The sequence below is a fragment of the Cryobacterium sp. TMB1-7 genome, from assembly GCF_004402435.1.
GTDB classification, from domain to species: Bacteria; Actinomycetota; Actinomycetes; order Actinomycetales; family Microbacteriaceae; genus Cryobacterium; species Cryobacterium zongtaii.
In genome coordinates this window covers 140,440-155,598 of sequence record NZ_SOFZ01000016.1, presented here as the reverse complement: position 1 = coordinate 155,598, position 15,159 = coordinate 140,440, and the positions used below count along the sequence as shown (strand labels likewise).

The following is a 15,159-nucleotide window of genomic DNA, read 5'->3' as shown; positions in this document are numbered from 1 at the left end:
GGGCGCCGCGGCGCCAACTGGTCTACTCGTCGGCGCGATAGGTGGCTCTGTCGTTGATCCACTGTGTCCCCGATCCTAGTAGCATGCCCCACACCAGCCAGCCCCACGAAGACTCGAAAACCGAATCGTCACCTGCGGGCCTCGCCGCCGTCGCGCTGCCGGGAGCCCGGCCCGACGCCACGTTGCCGGCGCCAGACGTGCCTTCGGCGGACCTGCCCATCACCGACCGCACCCGCGTCACCCGTTCCCCCGAGCGCCAGCGCACCGACCGCGCCGAGCTGTACCGCATCCTGGACGACGCCCTGGTCGCCCACGTGGCGATCGTGCGCGACGGCCTGCCGCTGGTGCTGCCGATGGGTTTCGGCCGCGGCGGCGATGCCATCTATCTGCACGGCTCCACCGGCAGCGGAATCTTCCGAATGATGGCATCCGGCAGCCCGCTCTCGGTCACGGTGACCCACCTCGACGGCCTCGTGTACGCCCGGTCCCTGTTCGACAGCTCGATGAACTACCGCAGTGCCGTGGTGTTCGGCACGGCCACGATCGTCGCCGACCCGGCCGAGAAGACCGAGGCGATGCGCATCGTCTCCGAACACCTGATGCCCGGCCGCACGGCCGAGGTGCGCCCGATGACAAAACGCGAACTGGCCGCCACGCTCGTGCTGCGCCTGCCGCTGGACGAGGTCAGTGTGAAGGTGCGCGCGCACGGTGCTTCCGAGGAGCCCGATGACGGCGAGGACCGCGCCGTCTGGGCCGGCGTGCTGCCGCTGCGGCTGACCGCCCTGGCGCCGGAGACCTCGCCGCTCACCGCACCGGGCACGCCGGTCTCGGCCGCGGCGACCGCGTACGCCGCCCGCATTGCTGGCGCGGCCGATGCCGCTGCCGCCCAAGCGGAGCCGGCCATGGCTGCTCGGATGCCATAGCCGGTGAGCGGCGCCGGCGGCGCGCATCCGGCTCAACTGTGCCCCGTGCGGACAATTGTTACCGGCGCACCGGGTGCAATTGTCCGCACCGGCAACAGTTGCGCGGCGGTGTCAGCTGGCGCCCGCGCCCGGCACGCTGCGGCGCGGTCGGATTGACGCACGTCGATCCTCCCTCCATACTGACTATATCGACATCCGTCTATATCAACCAGGGATGGGACCACGTATGACTGAGAAGACCGCGACCGAGAAGTCCGCCATCACCGAGCAGGTACGAGAGCGCTACGCCGCGCAGGCCCTGCAGGTCACCGATGTGAGCAGCAGCGGCTCCTGCTGCGGCACGCCGCTGGAGACCAGCGCCGTTTTCGGCTCGGTGCTGTACACCGGCGCGGAGTCCACCGAGGTGCCCGACGAGGCGATGCTGGCCAGCATCGGCTGTGGCAACCCGACCGCGGTGGCCGACCTGCGCGAAGGCGAGACGGTGCTCGACCTCGGCTCCGGCGGTGGCATCGACGTGCTGCTCTCCGCCCGCCGGGTGGGCCCCACGGGGTTCGCCTACGGCCTCGACATGACCGACGAGATGCTGGCCCTGGCCCGCGCGAACGCCGCCAAGGCCGGCGCCACGAACGTCGAGTTCCTCAAGGGTTTCATCGAAGAGATCCCGCTGGCGGATGCGGCGGTCAACGTGATCATCTCCAATTGTGTGATCAACCTCTCGGCCGACAAGAACGCCGTCGTGGGCGAGATGTTCCGGGTGCTCACGCCCGGCGGCCGGCTCGGGCTCTCCGATGTGGTCGCCGAGAACCAGCTCAGCGAGAGCGAACGCATCGAGCGCGGCTCCTACGCGGGGTGCATCGCCGGGGCGCTGTCCGACGAGGAGTACCGTGTGGCGCTGGCGGCGGCGGGCTTCACCGACATCAGCGTGGACTTCACCCACGAGGTGGCCCCGCAGATGCACGGTGCCATCATCAAGGCCGTCAAGCCGAGTTAGCCGGCTGCCGTCGCGCCCGGTCGTTGGTCGAGCTTGTCGAGATCTGGTGAGGGGCGTGTGTGTCGTGGTTGCGTCGACAGGGTTGGCTCGCGGGGTCTCGACAGGCTCGACCGGCGGGATGGTCGCGCCCGTGTGTAGGCGCGCTCAGTCGGAGCCGGGCAGCCCCAGGAACTCGATCGCGGCATCCCGGAACGCCCGGGAGGTCGGCGCATTGAAGTGGTTGCGGCCGGGGATCTCGAAGAACGCGGCCCGCGGGGTCGCCTCGGCCAGGGCGCGGGACGCCTCCAGGATGCGGTCCTCACTGCCGGTGGCGAAGAGCACCCGCTGCTCGGGCGCATTAGCCGCGTGCGGCTGGGGGCCGTCGCGCATCCCCTCGACCAGCGCGATGAGCGCTTCGAGGTCGTTGTCGCGGATGGCGCCGGCCATCTTCAGGTAGGCGGCGGTGAGTTCATCCGTCACCGGCACGCCGTCGCGCACCAGAGCCCGCGCCTGGTCGACCCGGAACCGGGTGAGCGGGTCGCCGTCGGGGATGCCGCCGAACACGGCGCGGTCGATGCGGGTGGGCATGAAGCGGGCGGCGTGCCAGCCGACCCGGGCGCCGAGCGAGTAGCCGACGTAGTCGACCTCGTCGAGCATGAAGGTGTCGAGCACGGTGAGCACGTCGGTGACGAGCAGGTCCATCGAGTACGCGTCGGCGGAGTGCGGCTTGTCGCTCTGGCCGTGGCCGCGCTGGTCGATCGCGATCACGTGGTAGCCCTCGCGCACCAGGTCGCGGATCCAGCCGGTCGCGTGGAAGTTCGCCAGGGCGCTGGACGCGAAGCCGTGCACCGCGAGCACGGTGGGAGCGTCGGGGTCGCCGAACTCGTAGGTGGCGATCTGCACGTTGTCGGGGGCGATGACGGTGCGGGCGGGCGGGGCTGGGGGAGTATGCATCGGTTCTATTCGACCACATGGCCGGGCCCGGGTCAGCCGAGTCGGGTGTCGGCGTCACTGGTGATGCGCAGCCACCGGTACCCGTACGGGTCGAGTCGCAGCGTTACCTCGCCGTCGTCGATTGGCGTGACGCCGTTGTGCAGCATGTCCACCAGCCGGGAACCCGGAGCGACGTCGGGCAGCGTGAGGGCGAGCTCCACGGGTGCGTTCGCGAAGTTGTGCACCGCCAGCATCGAGCCGATGTCCGCCCGCACAAAGTGGGCGAACACCCGGTCGTCGCCGTGCTTGAGGATGGTCAGGTCGCCCCAGCCGATCTCGGGGGAGTTGCGGTAAGCCTGAATCAGGGTGCGCATGAAGTGCGCGAGCGAGTCCGGGTCGCGGCGTTGAGCGGCGGCGTTCACCCACTCCGGGCCGAACGCTCCGGTGACAACCGGCGTCACGAGCTGATCGGCGGGCGCTCGCGAGAACCCGGCGTTGGGCCCGTCGGTCCATTGCATCGGTGTGCGCACCGCGTACCGGTCTTTCACCGCCAGGTTCTCACCCATGCCGATCTCCTCACCGTAGAACAGCACCGGCGCGCCCGGCAGCGAGAACATCAGGCTGTACGCCATACGGATGCGCCGCGCATCGCCGCCCAGCATCGTCGGCAGCCGGCGCCGGATTCCCCGGTCGTACAGCCGCATGTCGGGGTCGGGCGCGAACGCGTCGAACACCTCCTGCCGCTCGGCGTCGCCGAGCTTGTCGAGGGTGAGCTCGTCGTGATTGCGCACGAAATTGCCCCACTGGCAGTCGGCGGGCAGCTCCGGCCGATCGGCCAGCGCTGTGGCCAGCGGCCGGGAGTCTTGCCGCACCATCGACAGGTAGATGCTCTGCATCACGACGAAGTCGAACTGCATCTGCAGTTCCCGCCGCTCGCCCGCACCGAAGTAGGCGAGCTGCTCCTTGTGGCTGAGATTCACCTCGCCGAGCAACATGGCCTCGCTGTTGCGCCGGGCGAGGAACCCGGAGATATCGGCGAGGTAGTCGTGCGGGTCGGGCAGCGGTTCGTCCGAGGCGTCCGCGTCGGAGTCCTCGCCGCCGGCCTCGGATTTGGCCTCGATAAGGAACGGCACCGCATCTACCCGGAAGCCGGACACGCCCAGCTCGGTCCAAAAACCCACGATGCGGGCGATCTCGTCGCGCACCGGAGGGTGCGCGATGTTGAGGTCGGGCTGGTGCTTATAGAAGTTGTGCAGGTAGTACTGCTTGGTCTTCTTGTCGAACTCCCAGATGCTCTTCGCATCATTCGGGAACGCGGAGGGCTGGTCCTTGGTGGGCGGGTCGTCGCGCCACACGTAGTAATCCCGGTACGGCGATTCCGTGCTCGAGCGGGACGCGAGGAACCACGGATGCTGGTCGGACGTGTGGTTGATCACCAGGTCCATCACCACCCGGATGCCGCGGTCGCGGGCGGTGCGGATGACCTCGACGAATTCGCCGAAGTTGCCCAGCCGCGAATCGATCGCGTAGAAATCGGTGATGTCGTAGCCGTCGTCCCGGCCCGGGCTGGAGTTGAGCGGCATCAGCCACAGGCAGGTGATGCCGAGCTCGGCGAGATAGTCGATGCGCTGGGCCAGGCCGCGCATATCGCCGCAGCCGTCGTCGTTGCTGTCGAGGTAGCGTTCGACGTCGAGGCAGTAGATCACCGCGTTCTTCCACCAGCGGTCGCTGGTGTCCGAGATCCTCATGCCCCCACCGCCTTCGCCGTGAGCGCACTGGTGAGTTGGGGCAGCACCCGTTCGCCGAACGCATCCAGGAATCGCTGTTGCTTCCGGCCCACGTGGTGCAGGTAGATGTCGTCGAAACCCAGGCCGGCCAGCTCGGCCAGCTTGTCGGCGTGCCAACCCAGGTCGCTGTTGATCAGTACGGATGCCCGCAGATCCTCCGCGGCGACGTGCTTGGAGATCTCGTCGAAGTTCTCCGGGGTGTCGATGTCCCACGGCACGGGTGGGTCGAAGGCGTTGGTGCGCCATTGGTCGTGCGCGATGGCGAGGGCTTCTTCGTCGGTGCTCGCCCAGCTCAGGTGAATTTGCAGGGACCGTCGGCCGGTGCCGCCGGCCTGCTCGTACGCATCCAGCACCCGCCGGAGTTTCTCGGGCGGCTGGGCCACGGTGACCAAGCCGTCGGCCCAGGAGGCCGCCCAGCCGGCGGTCTCCGCCGACACGGCCGCGGCCACCAGCGGCGGCGGGGTGTCCGGCCGGCTCCACACCCGGGCCCTGTCGACGCTGACGTGGTGATCCAGGCTGACCTCCTCGCCGTTCAGCAGAGCCCGCATCACCTTTACGCACTCCTCCAGGCGGGCATTGCGCAGGTCCTTACGCGGCCAGTGTTCGCCAGTGATGTGCTCGTTCACGTTCTCGCCCGAGCCCAGCGCTGCCCAGAACCGGCCGGGGTACATCTGGCCGAGCGTGCCGATCGCCTGCGCGATCACGGCCGGGTGATACCGCTGCCCGGGGGCGTTCACCACCCCGAACGGCAGGTCGGTCGCTTCCAGGGCTGCGCCCAACCACGACCAGGCGAAACCGGACTGGCCCTGCCGCACGCTCCACGGCGCGATGTGATCCGAGCACATCGCCGCGGTGAAGCCCACCTCTTCGGCATGTTTCACCGCGGCCAGCAGTGCGCGCGGGTCGATTTGCTCGTGGGATGCGTGAAATCCGATCACGGCCGTGCCCTTCTCTGGGGAACTGCCCGCGGCGCCGACGGCTCGGGACTGGTTGCACCATGCAAGCAGACCTCGTCGGCCGGTTCAAGCCCCCGGCTTCGTGGCCCGCCCGGAGCTCACTGCCACACCGGGCGAAGTATCCCCGTCGTCGGTTGCCGGCCGAGTTGCCGCATACTGCCCCTTCCGGCCCGCTGAATGGGCACCTTCCGGCACGTCGCGGGTGCCGGTGCCAGGCGGGCGCTACAGGTGGTCGTGCTCGGCGTGCGCGCGGGGCACGACGGGCACCGCCAGTGCCGGGAAGACCGCCGCCACCGCGAACGTCAGCGGGTAGCCGACCACCCCGATCAGGGCGCCCATCAGCGGTCCGACCAGGGACGCGGCGACGAACTGGCCGGTGTTCTGCACTCCGAGGGCCTTGCCCGACCAGCCCGGTCCGGCCATCTCCGCCACCGATGTGAACGCCAGTCCGTTCGGCGCCACGGTGCAGGTGGTCGCGAGCACGAACACCACGGCGGCGGCGCCCCAGTGCGCGGCATCCACCGCGGCCAGCACCAGCAGCACGCTCGCCACACTCACCGCCACCCAGCGCAGCGGTCGCACCCGGCTGCCGACCCTGTCGCTGACCACGCCGATCACGATGCGCCCGATCGCGCCCACGAACTGCGCGGCGCCCACCAGCACGCCCGCGGCGAGGGCATCCCAACCCTGGTCGCTGACCAGCCAGACCAACCCGAATGTCGAGATGGTGAACTGCGGCACCACCAGCAGAACGGATGCCGCGTGGATCCGCCAGAGGAACCCGCTGGACCGGTACGGGTTGCCGGCTCGCACGGACGGGGTGCCGGCGCGCGGGGCCGGCCGGGGCGGGTTGGCCAGGCCGATCGCGCACGCCACGGCCAGCACCGCGGTGAGCGCGAACGGCACGAACAGGGCCGCGCCCACCCCGGCATCCGCAGCGATCACCGGGATGGTCACGGCCGCGACCGTCACGCCCAGCGGCTGCGACATCTGCCGGATGCCCATGGCCAGGCCGCGCTTGTGCTTGGGGAACCAGCCCACCACGATGCGTCCGCTGGCGGAGTTGGTGCTCGCCGACGCCATGCCGCCCAGCAGCAGGAACACGCCCAGCGCGAGGTATCCGTCGGCGAGGATCGCGCCGCCGGCCGCGAGGGCGGTGAGGATCAGGCCGCCGGTGATGACCCATTTCTCGCCGATGCGGTCGGCCAGGGCGCCCCAGAGGATGAGGGTGAGCACCATGCCGAAGGTGGGGATCGCGGCGAGCAGCCCGGCCTGGGCCAGGGAGAGGCCCCGCTCGGTGTGCAGCAGGGGGATGAGGAACGCGGGGGCGCTGACGAAGACGGTGCCCGCCGTCTGTGCGGCAACGCCGAGGGCGAGCACGACCCAGGCGCGGGCGCTGATGGTCGGTGTCGCGGCGGTGGCGGTGGCCATGGGGTCTCCTCGGTGTTCCTGCCATTTTGCCGGATGCCGCGCTCGCCGCTCGCCGGCGCTCGCCGCTGCACCGGGCCAACTGTTGCCGAAACGGACTTCTGCACCCGGTGCGCCGGACGCAGATGTCCGCACGGGCAACAGTTGTGCGCGCCGGCGCGGGTTTGCCGCGCGGCGGGCCGGGCGCACGCTCATCCGCTGTGCGCCGCCACCCACAATGGGGGTGCCGCCGGGGCCTGTCCGGTCGCTAACCTCGAACCACCGAACGTGGTGGGTGCCCCGCCCGCACCGCTCCCTGGATGGTCTGCACGCCCCGAAGCGGCGCACATCCGTGTGGTGGTCCCGGCGCGACCGCCCCGCCCACGCGGTCTCCCTGGCGCAGCCGCGTCCGGGCGCGTCCGAAGGAGCAACGTGACCCTGCACCCACCCGCGATGCGCAACCGCATCGCTGCTCAGCTGGTCATCGAACACCTCCTGTCCCGCCAATCCGCGGTGCCGCCGCGCACCAGGGTGGCCCGACTGTTCGGCCAGTCGCCGCTCTGCCCGGAGAGCGTGAGCTGGTACCTGGGCGCGCAGGGCGAGATCACCGTCGGCAAGATGCTCGCCACACTGCCCCCCGACTGGACTGCTTTCCACGCCGTGCCGATCGGTAAGAACGACACCGACATCGACCACATCCTGGTGGGCCCCGGCGGCATCTTCACCATCAACACCAAGCACCACTGCGGCAAACACATCTGGGTGGGCACCCGCACCGTCACCGTCTCCGGCCACAAGAAGGCCTACCTGCCCGCCGCCGAGCACGAGGCCGAACGGGTCACCACGGTGCTGCGTGAGCGGATGCCGCTGGTCGCGCCGGTGCAACCGGTGATCGCTCTCGTCGACCCCAAGCAGATCACCTTCCGCGACAAACCCGTGCAGGTGAAAGTGCTCGATGCCCGCTCCCTGCGCCGGTGGCTGCTCAAGCTGCAGCCGGTGCTCAGTGAGGACGAGATCGCCGAGGCCGTGGTGATCCTGGACAGCCCGGCCACTTGGCGCCAGCATCCGACCCCGGCCCCGGCGGATGTGATGACCCGATTCGCGGCGCTCGACGGGCAGGTGCGTCGGGCCCGGGTGCGCCGGGTGTTCTGGGCCGCCACCGGAACGACGGCGCTGTGCGCGGGCTCGGTGGGCGGAGTGCTGCTCGCGGCGCAGGCCCTGCTGGCCGGCTGAGGCGGCGCGAAACCGCGAATGCGGCGTCAGTCCGGCCGATATCGGATGGTCAGGTCGGCGTGAGCCCGGCCGCTAACGGATACTCGGCCGGCGTCAGTCCGGCTTCCGCCAGGTGCTCACGGCCGTGGCCGCGAGCACACCGACGACGTAGGCGACCAGGTCGAGGGCGTTGAACGTGGTGCCGAGCAGGTACCGCACCGGCGCGAAGAGCTCGGCGAGGCTGCTGGGCACGCCGGTGAGCTGTAAGAGCTCCACGGCCACGCAGATCAGGATCGCGACGGCCGCCACCTGCCGGCTGGGCGTACGGACCGCGATAATCGACACGATCAGGTACACCAGGACCGCATAGAGCGCGTCGCCGACGAAATCGCCGACGATGCCCTCGGTCAAGAAGTGCACGACCAGACCGGTGGGCACTATCAGCACGCCGATCGCGGCCAGCTTCAGCCGGCGGTTGCGGAAGCCCAGGTTCCGGGCACCCTGGGCGGCCTCGGAGTCGCCCATCGCCTGCGGGTGCTCGTCGTCCAGGAATTCCGGCTGCAGGTCACCCCCGTGCGACATGTGGTGCGTCCGATCCATATGCTGACCGTACCGTGTGCCGAAGCGTCGACGAAAGCAGGATGCGTTCGAATGGTTTGCGGGTGGACCGGCAGCAGCCGCACCCCTCGCCTGTGTCGGCGGCCACTGCTACCGTGCTGGCATGACCCCCACCTCTGAGTCGGGCGGCGCCGTCCCGCCCCTGATCGGCTGCGTGTTCGTGGGCACCAGCCTCGACGGCTTCATCGCCCGCGAGAACGGCGACTTCGACTGGCTCGTCGCCGCCGGGGACGCCCTGGGCGAGACCGGCTACGACGAGTTCTTCGCCAGCGTCGACGCCCTCGTCGTAGGCCGTGCCACCTTCGACACCGTGCGCGGCTTCGTCGACTGGCCCTATACCGGCAAGCGGGTGCTCGTGCTCAGCCGCACCCTGCTGCGCAGCTTCGACGCCGAGGACGAGCCGGACACCACCGCACACGCCACGCTCGACGACGTGATCGCCACCCTCGTCGCAGAGGGCCGCCGCCGGGTATACGTCGACGGTGGCCGCACCATCCAGAGCTTTCTGCGGGCCGGGCTGATCCGCGAAATCACCATCACGCGCGCCCCGGTGCTGCTCGGCACGGGCATCCCGCTGTTCGGCCCGCTCGACGGCGACGTGCACCTGCGGCACGTGGGCTCCCGCGAGCTCGGCGCGGGCTTCACCCAGTCCAGCTACGAGGTGCTGCCCAGCAGCTAGCGGATGTCTCGTCGGTCGAGCGTGTCGAGACCTGGTGACCGGATCTGCGGGCCACAGCCTCGCGTGGGGCTGTCGGCTTGTGGGGTCTCGACAAGCTCGACCAACGGGTGGGCGCCTTGAGGTTGGCTTACGGGGTCTCGACGGGCGCGACAGGCTCCACCAGCGGGGGAGTGCCGGTGCGGGCCAGCCACTCACGCAGCTCCGCCAGCGGCACAGCCGAGCAATACAGGTGCCCCTGCACCGCGTCGGTGCCGATCTGCGCCAGCAGCTCCTGCTGGTCCAACCGCTCCACACCCTCGGCGATGGTGTCGATGCCCAGCTTCGCGCTCATCTGCACGATGGCCTCCACCACCGTGCGGTCCACCGAGTTGCTCAGCGCACCGGACACAAAACTCGCGTCGAGCTTGACCACCGAGATCGGCAGCGACCGCAGCGTCGCCAGGGACGAGTACCCGGTACCGAAGTCGTCGATCGCCACGCGGATGCCGTGGGCGGCGAGGGCCTTCAGCCGGTCCACCGCCGCGATCGACTCCAGCACCACAGTCTCGGTGAGTTCGAGCACCAGACGTTGGGCGGGCAGCCCGCTGTCGGCCAGGCACCAGAGCACGGAGTCCACGAAGTGATCGCTCTCGAGCTCCCGCGCGGAGATGTTCACGTTCACCGTCATCGGCACGCCCGGCCGGACCTCCGGCCAGGTCGCGGCATCCGTGCAGGAGCGCCGCAACACAAACGCGCCGATGCCCAGGATGGCACCGGAAGTTTCGGCCAGCGGGATGAAGTCGCACGGCATCAGCATGCCCCGCTCCGGATGCCGCCACCGCACGAGTGCCTCGGCTCCGGTGCAGTGCAACTCGGGCAGGGACACGATCGGCTGGTAGTGCACCTCGAGCTGGCCGCCACCGGCGGCCCGGCCCAGCTGCCGCTCGAACGACACCAACGCGGACTCATTCTGCAGAAGGCCCGGCTGGAACAGCTGTACCTGGCCCTTGCCGTGGGCCTTGGCGGCGTACATGGCCACGTCGGCCTGGTGTACGAGCTCATCGAGGTTGGCGCCGGGAGCGGCCGTGGCCACCCCCACGCTGGCGCCCACCCGGCAGGGCCGTCCGTCCACGATGATGGGCGCGGCCAGCGACCCCACCATGCGTTGCGCAATCGCCTCGGCGGCGGCAATCGTGGTGCCGGTGAGCACCACCGCGAACTCGTCTCCGCCCAGCCGGGAGCAGATGTCCTGCGGCCGGGTGCAGTTCCGCAGCCGCTCGGCCACCTCGGTGAGCACGGCGTCGCCCGCACGGTGCCCCATGTGGTCGTTGACGTCCTTGAAGTCGTCAAGGTCGAGGAACAACACGTGCAGACCCTCGGTGGTGTCGGTGCGAGCGAGGAGGGCACCGAGCTGGGAGGTGAAGGAGAGCCGGTTGTCGAGTCCGGTGAGGGTGTCGTGCTGCGCCTGCGCGGTGAGCTGATGGTGCGAGCGGCTATTGCGCAGTGCCAGGTTCACCTGGTTCACCAGGCTGCGCACCGACAGAATGGTGCCCTCGGGAATCCGCTTCGGCGCCCCGACGAGCAGCCACGCGTCCTCCTCCTGCTCGGTGAGCGACACGCACTCCCAGAGCAAAGGCAGGCCTGCCGCATCGTCGAGCGGGCCGGTACGCATGATTTGCGCGTCGCCGTTGGTCCCGATGGTCCGCAGCACGTCGCCGGGAAATGACGTTGGCGGCGGCACGATGAAGTCTCCGGTGTGGGCTCCGACCAGCAACAGCTCCTCGTGGCGCACGACCTTGACCACCCGTAACCCGGGGGTGGTGGCACCGAGCTCGCCGGCGGTGGTCCAGGAGAGAAGGCGGATGGCGTTGGCGTCGGTCATGCCGAGCAGCCTGGAGCCGGTCTCGGTGAGTGCCTTGTCGCGTTCGATGGCCCAGTCGTTGGCCTGCAGCACGGTGCGCAGCTGTTCCGCTACCAGGATAATGAGCAGCATGATGGAGATAGTGGCGGCCTGGCGAGCCATGTCGGGGGCGGTGGGGTGCCCAGGCGTCAGCGGCCAGAGCACCGTGATGGTGAGCACCGCAACCGTGTAGAGCGCGCCGCGAATCGCGGACCGCCACGACGTGCCGTAGAGGGTGCGCAGCCAGGCGGCGGCGAAAAAGACCGGGGCTGCCGCCAGAGGCACCGGCCCGGCCAGGGCGAACGCCGTGAGAGCGAGGGCATCGAGAACCTCGAGGGCGAACGGCACCCGCTGCCGCATCAGGCTGTATATCCACGAGCTGATCAATGCAACTGTGGACACGGATGCCAGCAGCAGGTCCAGCCGGCTTGCGGTGACGTTGGGGATGATGCCGGGCAGGCTGAACACCACCGACAGTAGCGCCAACCAGGTGAAGAGCCACCGAGTGCCCTCCAGCACTCCAGCGGGTCGGTCCAGCAGCGCGGATCCGAACGTGGTCATCCTGTGACCGGCTCTGTTCAACGTGGATCGTTCCCCGACTGCGACCATCTGACTGCTTTCTTTGGATCGTGTCGGAGCAGCACCTGGTGGCGGCGGCGACACATACCTTGAACGTACCAGTGAGTCGCTCTCACTCTTGACGGATGACGGTGCCCGAGCCGTGCGGGTTGCGGCACCGCCGTCACTCAATTGCGGACATCCCCCCCTTCGCGGGCGCTGCGACGGCGGGAAGTCCGCAAATGAGAATGCAGACGTGGTCAGCGCGCTGCGAGGGTGGTCAGCAGCGCGGCCGGCCGCTCGGGGTCGGGCACGGTCACGGCGAACAGGGTGCCGTTGTGTCGCTCGACGACGATGCCGGGGCCGCTCGTGAGCACCACGGCCGAGCGGCCGGGCAGGATCCGGTAACCCCAGCCGCCCCACTCGAGCGGACGGATGGTCTCGGCCCGCGCCGAGGCGACCTGGTCGAGGGCGATCTGCTTGATCGGCAGCCGCAACAGGCTCGAGACCACCCGCAGCCCCCGACGGTCCACGCTGACTCGCAGCCGGGCGAAGGTGAGGCAGATGCCGGCCGCCAGCAGCAACGTGAGGACCCCGCCCGTGCCGGCGCCGTCCTCGAGGATGCTGAAGACTGTCAGTCCGACCGCGCCGATTGCCAGCCCGCCGGCCAGCCAGAGGAACATCGGCACGGTCACGGTGGTGAACCAGGCGCCGGACTCGGTGGCGCCCAGCGGGACCGAAGTCGGGCCGGCGGTTGCCGCCAGCTCGCGGCGGTGCGGGCGGCGCGGTGACAGCGCGAAGGGGATCAGCCCGTAGCCGAGGGCCAGCACCGCGAACAGCGGCCAGGCGCCCGCCTCCGGTTCGGCTGAGCCGGTGGCGATGACTAGGCCGGCGACCACCAACCAGACGCCGGCTGCCAGACCCGCGGCGCAGCCGGCCGCGAGCACCAGGCCACGACGGATGTCGGCCGCGGCGTCGGAAAGGGCGACCAGCCCCGCCAGAGCGGCGAGGAGCGCGATGGTGCCCGTGATGCCGATCATGACCTCGGTGCCGGCGGTCGAGGTGATCTCCGCGCCGTTCCACTGCTTGGGCAGCACGGCCGGCAGCCGGTCGTACCAGAGCGTGGCCGTCAACGAGATGGCGACCACCGGCAGCCAGAGCGTGGCGGCGGCGAACCGTTCTCGCCCGGTGGCGTGCGGGGTGAGCGCGGGTGTGGCCTCGGGGATGGTTCGGGTGGGCATGGTCAGCCTCTCGTCTGGATCAGGGTGAGGACGTCGGGCAGGGCGACCCCCATTTTGCGCGCCTCGGCGAGCAGCGCGTCGGCGAGTTCGACGAGGCGCACGGTGCCGGCGCCCGCATCCGCTCGCACAGAGGCGCCACGGCCCTGGCGCATCTCGAGGATCCCGTCGTCGCGCAGCTGGGCGTAGGCGCGCAGCACCGTGTGCATGTTGATGTCGAGCGCGCTGGCCAGCTCCCGGGCCGGCGGCAGCCGGGTGCCCGGCGCGACTGTGCCGTCGGCGACGCCGGCTCGCACCTGCACGGCGAGCTGCTCGGCAAGCGAGACCGTCGAGGCCGGATCCACACGAAACAACATGTTTGCAATGTTAGTAGAACAATGCCGTTGTGTCGAGGGCTGCGGCGGCTGGCGCACCTCTCAGGAGGTCTCGACAGGCCCGACCGACGAGCAGGCGATCAGGCGATCAGCCGGTCGGACGATCCGACGATCGGCCGACTAGGCGGACAGTGGCGGCTGCGGAGCCGGCGGTTCCTGCTCGGTCTTGAACCCGATCGCCTTGTGGCTGCCGTCGCAGAAGGGCTTGAGCGTCGACACCCCGCAGCGGCACAGCGCCACGGTCTTGCGCCGCGGCGGGATCACCTCGCCCGACGGCGTGCGGATCTCGAAGGTGCCGCGCACCAGCAGCGGACCATTCGGGTACGCGGTGATGCTCACGGGCTCGTCCGCACCGGCAGCGGGCTGATCTGCCCACTGGTCGTCCCACCGAGTGGCGGGCTGCTCGTCGGGCTCGGTCATGCCGGCAGGCTCGCGGAGTCCGCGACGCGCAGCGCCGACGTGCCGGCGGTCCAGGCATCGAGCTGCTGGGTGCCGGCCAGGCCGTCCACGAAGAGGCCGGACGCCGCCCCGAAGAACACGTCCTCGAGCAGCGCGGGTTCGTCGGTGGCCAGGGAACCGGCCAGGTCGCGGGCCGCGATCTGCTCGTGCACAGCATCCGCTTCGACGTGCTCGTCGAAGTAGAAGGTGACGTCCTTGTCGTAGCCGAGCCGACGGAAACCGTTGCCGTAGAGCCGGTTGGGCTGGGACGAGGTCATCTCGAACGCGGCGAGGTGCCCGGCGATGGCGCCGCGCAGCCGGCGGTGGGAGCCGAACATCGTCATCATGTTGCTGGAGGCCAGCGTGATCGCCGGCACCACGTCGACGTAGTGACCGTTGGTGGCGTCCAGGCCCACGCCGCGCATCGTGCGGGCGAACAGCTCAGAGTGCATGCGGTCGAACCGGCCGCCGCCGTACTCGTCGGCCTGAATCTCGACCAGCGCGGCCTTGGCCCGGCTGCGCAGGCGCGGGATCGCCCAGCTGTGCGGGTCGGCCTCCTTGAGCTGGTAGATCGAGCGCAGGATGAGGAACTCGTGCGCCTGCTCGTCGGTGGCCTTCTTCGCCATGTACCGCGAGACGCTCGGCCCGGTGTCTGACCCGGTGAGCTCGAACAGGGCGGCGGCGACACTCTCCACGCCGGGTGCGGGCAGCTCGGGCATCGGGGCGCGTTCGCGCAGGGCCTTCTCAAACTCGAGTTCGATGCCGGCGCAGAGCGCGAGCACCTCGGGGTGCCATTCCCAGTCGTCGTCGACGCCGCGCAGGCCGCTGTAGCGCAGCTCGTAGGCCAGGAACAGGGCGGTCTGCAGGTCATCATTCTGCAGGATGTCGGCGGTTTCGCCCAGGGCTGCGGCGGTGAGCTCGCGCAGCGTTGTGGCGAGGTCAGTCTCGGCCGCAGTAGGAGAAGTTTTCAGGAGTTCAAGCAGGGCGGCGCTCACCGGACCTCGGGACTGGGGGATTCTCACGTGCCATACCTCGCTCTTATCGACCGGCTCGCACGCCCGAGTGGCGGCGCGGCCAGGGAGTGACCATAGCAGGGGAGGTTGGGAAGGACCCGAGGCTGAAACGGGTTTCGGGGTCCTCCAACGACTCGTCGCCCGTGCTCGTCGCCCGTGCTCGTAGAGACCGCG

The 15,159-nt window shown here is 69.8% G+C and carries 14 protein-coding genes; 4 read left to right on the top strand and 10 right to left on the bottom strand.

The features are described 5' to 3' along the window. Window positions 1-83: 83 nt before the first annotated feature. Both E3O60_RS06110 and arsM read left to right on the top strand, forming a co-directional pair. On the top strand, window positions 84-923 hold the full coding sequence (locus E3O60_RS06110; protein WP_198415694.1) for a pyridoxamine 5'-phosphate oxidase family protein: 840 nt from the start codon (window positions 84-86) through the stop codon (window positions 921-923). 226 nt (window positions 924-1,149) lie between these two features. Then, complete coding sequence (gene arsM / locus E3O60_RS06105) at window positions 1,150-1,914, top strand: arsenite methyltransferase (RefSeq protein ID WP_134497489.1); 765 nt, start codon at window positions 1,150-1,152, stop codon at window positions 1,912-1,914. A 144-nt stretch (window positions 1,915-2,058) separates the two neighbouring features. Here the strand turns inward: arsM and E3O60_RS06100 are convergent, their stop codons facing one another. From E3O60_RS06100 to E3O60_RS06085, 4 genes are all read right to left on the bottom strand, one after another. Further along, on the bottom strand, window positions 2,059-2,847 hold the full coding sequence (locus E3O60_RS06100) for an alpha/beta fold hydrolase (RefSeq protein ID WP_088456939.1): 789 nt from the start codon (window positions 2,845-2,847) through the stop codon (window positions 2,059-2,061). A gap of 32 nt (window positions 2,848-2,879) precedes the next feature. Continuing rightward, window positions 2,880-4,574: an alpha-amylase family protein gene (locus E3O60_RS06095; RefSeq protein WP_134497487.1), complete on the bottom strand. Its 1,695-nt coding sequence runs from the start codon at window positions 4,572-4,574 to the stop codon at window positions 2,880-2,882. Beyond that, window positions 4,571-5,551: a TIGR03885 family FMN-dependent LLM class oxidoreductase gene (locus E3O60_RS06090; RefSeq protein WP_134497485.1), complete on the bottom strand. Its 981-nt coding sequence runs from the start codon at window positions 5,549-5,551 to the stop codon at window positions 4,571-4,573. Before E3O60_RS06090 ends, E3O60_RS06095 begins: the two co-directional genes overlap by 4 nt. A 240-nt stretch (window positions 5,552-5,791) precedes the next feature. Beyond that, entirely contained in the window at window positions 5,792-7,000 is a 1,209-nt protein-coding gene (locus tag E3O60_RS06085; protein ID WP_088456936.1) for an MFS transporter, read from the bottom strand. Window positions 7,001-7,408: 408 nt separating this feature from the next. Here E3O60_RS06085 and E3O60_RS06080 point away from each other — a divergent pair, with 408 nt between their 5' ends. Beyond that, window positions 7,409-8,209, top strand: coding sequence for a nuclease-related domain-containing protein (locus E3O60_RS06080; RefSeq protein ID WP_133159700.1), 801 nt, complete (start codon window positions 7,409-7,411; stop codon window positions 8,207-8,209). A gap of 93 nt (window positions 8,210-8,302) precedes the next feature. Here E3O60_RS06080 and E3O60_RS06075 read toward each other — a convergent pair whose 3' ends face one another. Then, window positions 8,303-8,788, bottom strand: a complete 486-nt coding sequence (locus E3O60_RS06075; RefSeq protein WP_088456935.1) for a DUF2809 domain-containing protein — start codon at window positions 8,786-8,788, stop codon at window positions 8,303-8,305. 121 nt (window positions 8,789-8,909) lie between these two features. Between E3O60_RS06075 and E3O60_RS06070 the strand changes: the two genes are divergently transcribed. Then, a complete protein-coding gene (locus E3O60_RS06070; protein WP_088456934.1) occupies window positions 8,910-9,485 on the top strand; it encodes a dihydrofolate reductase family protein in 576 nt (191 codons plus the stop codon). Window positions 9,486-9,612: 127 nt separating this feature from the next. Here the strand turns inward: E3O60_RS06070 and E3O60_RS06065 are convergent, their stop codons facing one another. The 5 genes from E3O60_RS06065 to E3O60_RS06045 all read right to left on the bottom strand — a co-directional run bounded on the left by E3O60_RS06065 (window position 9,613) and on the right by E3O60_RS06045 (window position 14,994). Continuing rightward, complete coding sequence (locus E3O60_RS06065; protein WP_166788958.1) at window positions 9,613-11,925, bottom strand: bifunctional diguanylate cyclase/phosphodiesterase; 2,313 nt, start codon at window positions 11,923-11,925, stop codon at window positions 9,613-9,615. A 257-nt stretch (window positions 11,926-12,182) separates the two neighbouring features. Beyond that, on the bottom strand, window positions 12,183-13,163 hold the full coding sequence (locus E3O60_RS06060; RefSeq protein ID WP_134497481.1) for a hypothetical protein: 981 nt from the start codon (window positions 13,161-13,163) through the stop codon (window positions 12,183-12,185). Window positions 13,164-13,165: 2 nt separating this feature from the next. Further along, complete coding sequence (locus E3O60_RS06055) at window positions 13,166-13,516, bottom strand: GntR family transcriptional regulator (protein ID WP_134497479.1); 351 nt, start codon at window positions 13,514-13,516, stop codon at window positions 13,166-13,168. Between the two features lie 138 nt (window positions 13,517-13,654). Continuing rightward, a complete protein-coding gene (locus tag E3O60_RS06050; RefSeq protein WP_134497477.1) occupies window positions 13,655-13,954 on the bottom strand; it encodes a CDGSH iron-sulfur domain-containing protein in 300 nt (99 codons plus the stop codon). Continuing rightward, window positions 13,951-14,994: an iron-containing redox enzyme family protein gene (locus E3O60_RS06045; RefSeq protein ID WP_241983581.1), complete on the bottom strand. Its 1,044-nt coding sequence runs from the start codon at window positions 14,992-14,994 to the stop codon at window positions 13,951-13,953. Before E3O60_RS06045 ends, E3O60_RS06050 begins: the two co-directional genes overlap by 4 nt. Window positions 14,995-15,159: the final 165 nt, after the last annotated feature.

What these genes read in the sequence shown, in the direction of transcription:
- E3O60_RS06110 (WP_198415694.1), top strand. Translation starts at nt 84, where the DNA reads ATGCCCCACACCAGCCAGCCCCACGAAGACTCGAAAACCGAATCGTCA.
- arsM (WP_134497489.1), top strand. Translation starts at nt 1,150, where the DNA reads ATGACTGAGAAGACCGCGACCGAGAAGTCCGCCATCACCGAGCAGGTA.
- E3O60_RS06100 (WP_088456939.1), bottom strand. Translation starts at nt 2,847, where the DNA reads ATGCATACTCCCCCAGCCCCGCCCGCCCGCACCGTCATCGCCCCCGAC.
- E3O60_RS06095 (WP_134497487.1), bottom strand. Translation starts at nt 4,574, where the DNA reads ATGAGGATCTCGGACACCAGCGACCGCTGGTGGAAGAACGCGGTGATC.
- E3O60_RS06085 (WP_088456936.1), bottom strand. Translation starts at nt 7,000, where the DNA reads ATGGCCACCGCCACCGCCGCGACACCGACCATCAGCGCCCGCGCCTGG.
- E3O60_RS06075 (WP_088456935.1), bottom strand. Translation starts at nt 8,788, where the DNA reads ATGGATCGGACGCACCACATGTCGCACGGGGGTGACCTGCAGCCGGAA.
- E3O60_RS06070 (WP_088456934.1), top strand. Translation starts at nt 8,910, where the DNA reads ATGACCCCCACCTCTGAGTCGGGCGGCGCCGTCCCGCCCCTGATCGGC.
- E3O60_RS06065 (WP_166788958.1), bottom strand. Translation starts at nt 11,925, where the DNA reads ATGACCACGTTCGGATCCGCGCTGCTGGACCGACCCGCTGGAGTGCTG.
- E3O60_RS06060 (WP_134497481.1), bottom strand. Translation starts at nt 13,163, where the DNA reads ATGCCCACCCGAACCATCCCCGAGGCCACACCCGCGCTCACCCCGCAC.
- E3O60_RS06055 (WP_134497479.1), bottom strand. Translation starts at nt 13,516, where the DNA reads ATGTTGTTTCGTGTGGATCCGGCCTCGACGGTCTCGCTTGCCGAGCAG.
- E3O60_RS06050 (WP_134497477.1), bottom strand. Translation starts at nt 13,954, where the DNA reads ATGACCGAGCCCGACGAGCAGCCCGCCACTCGGTGGGACGACCAGTGG.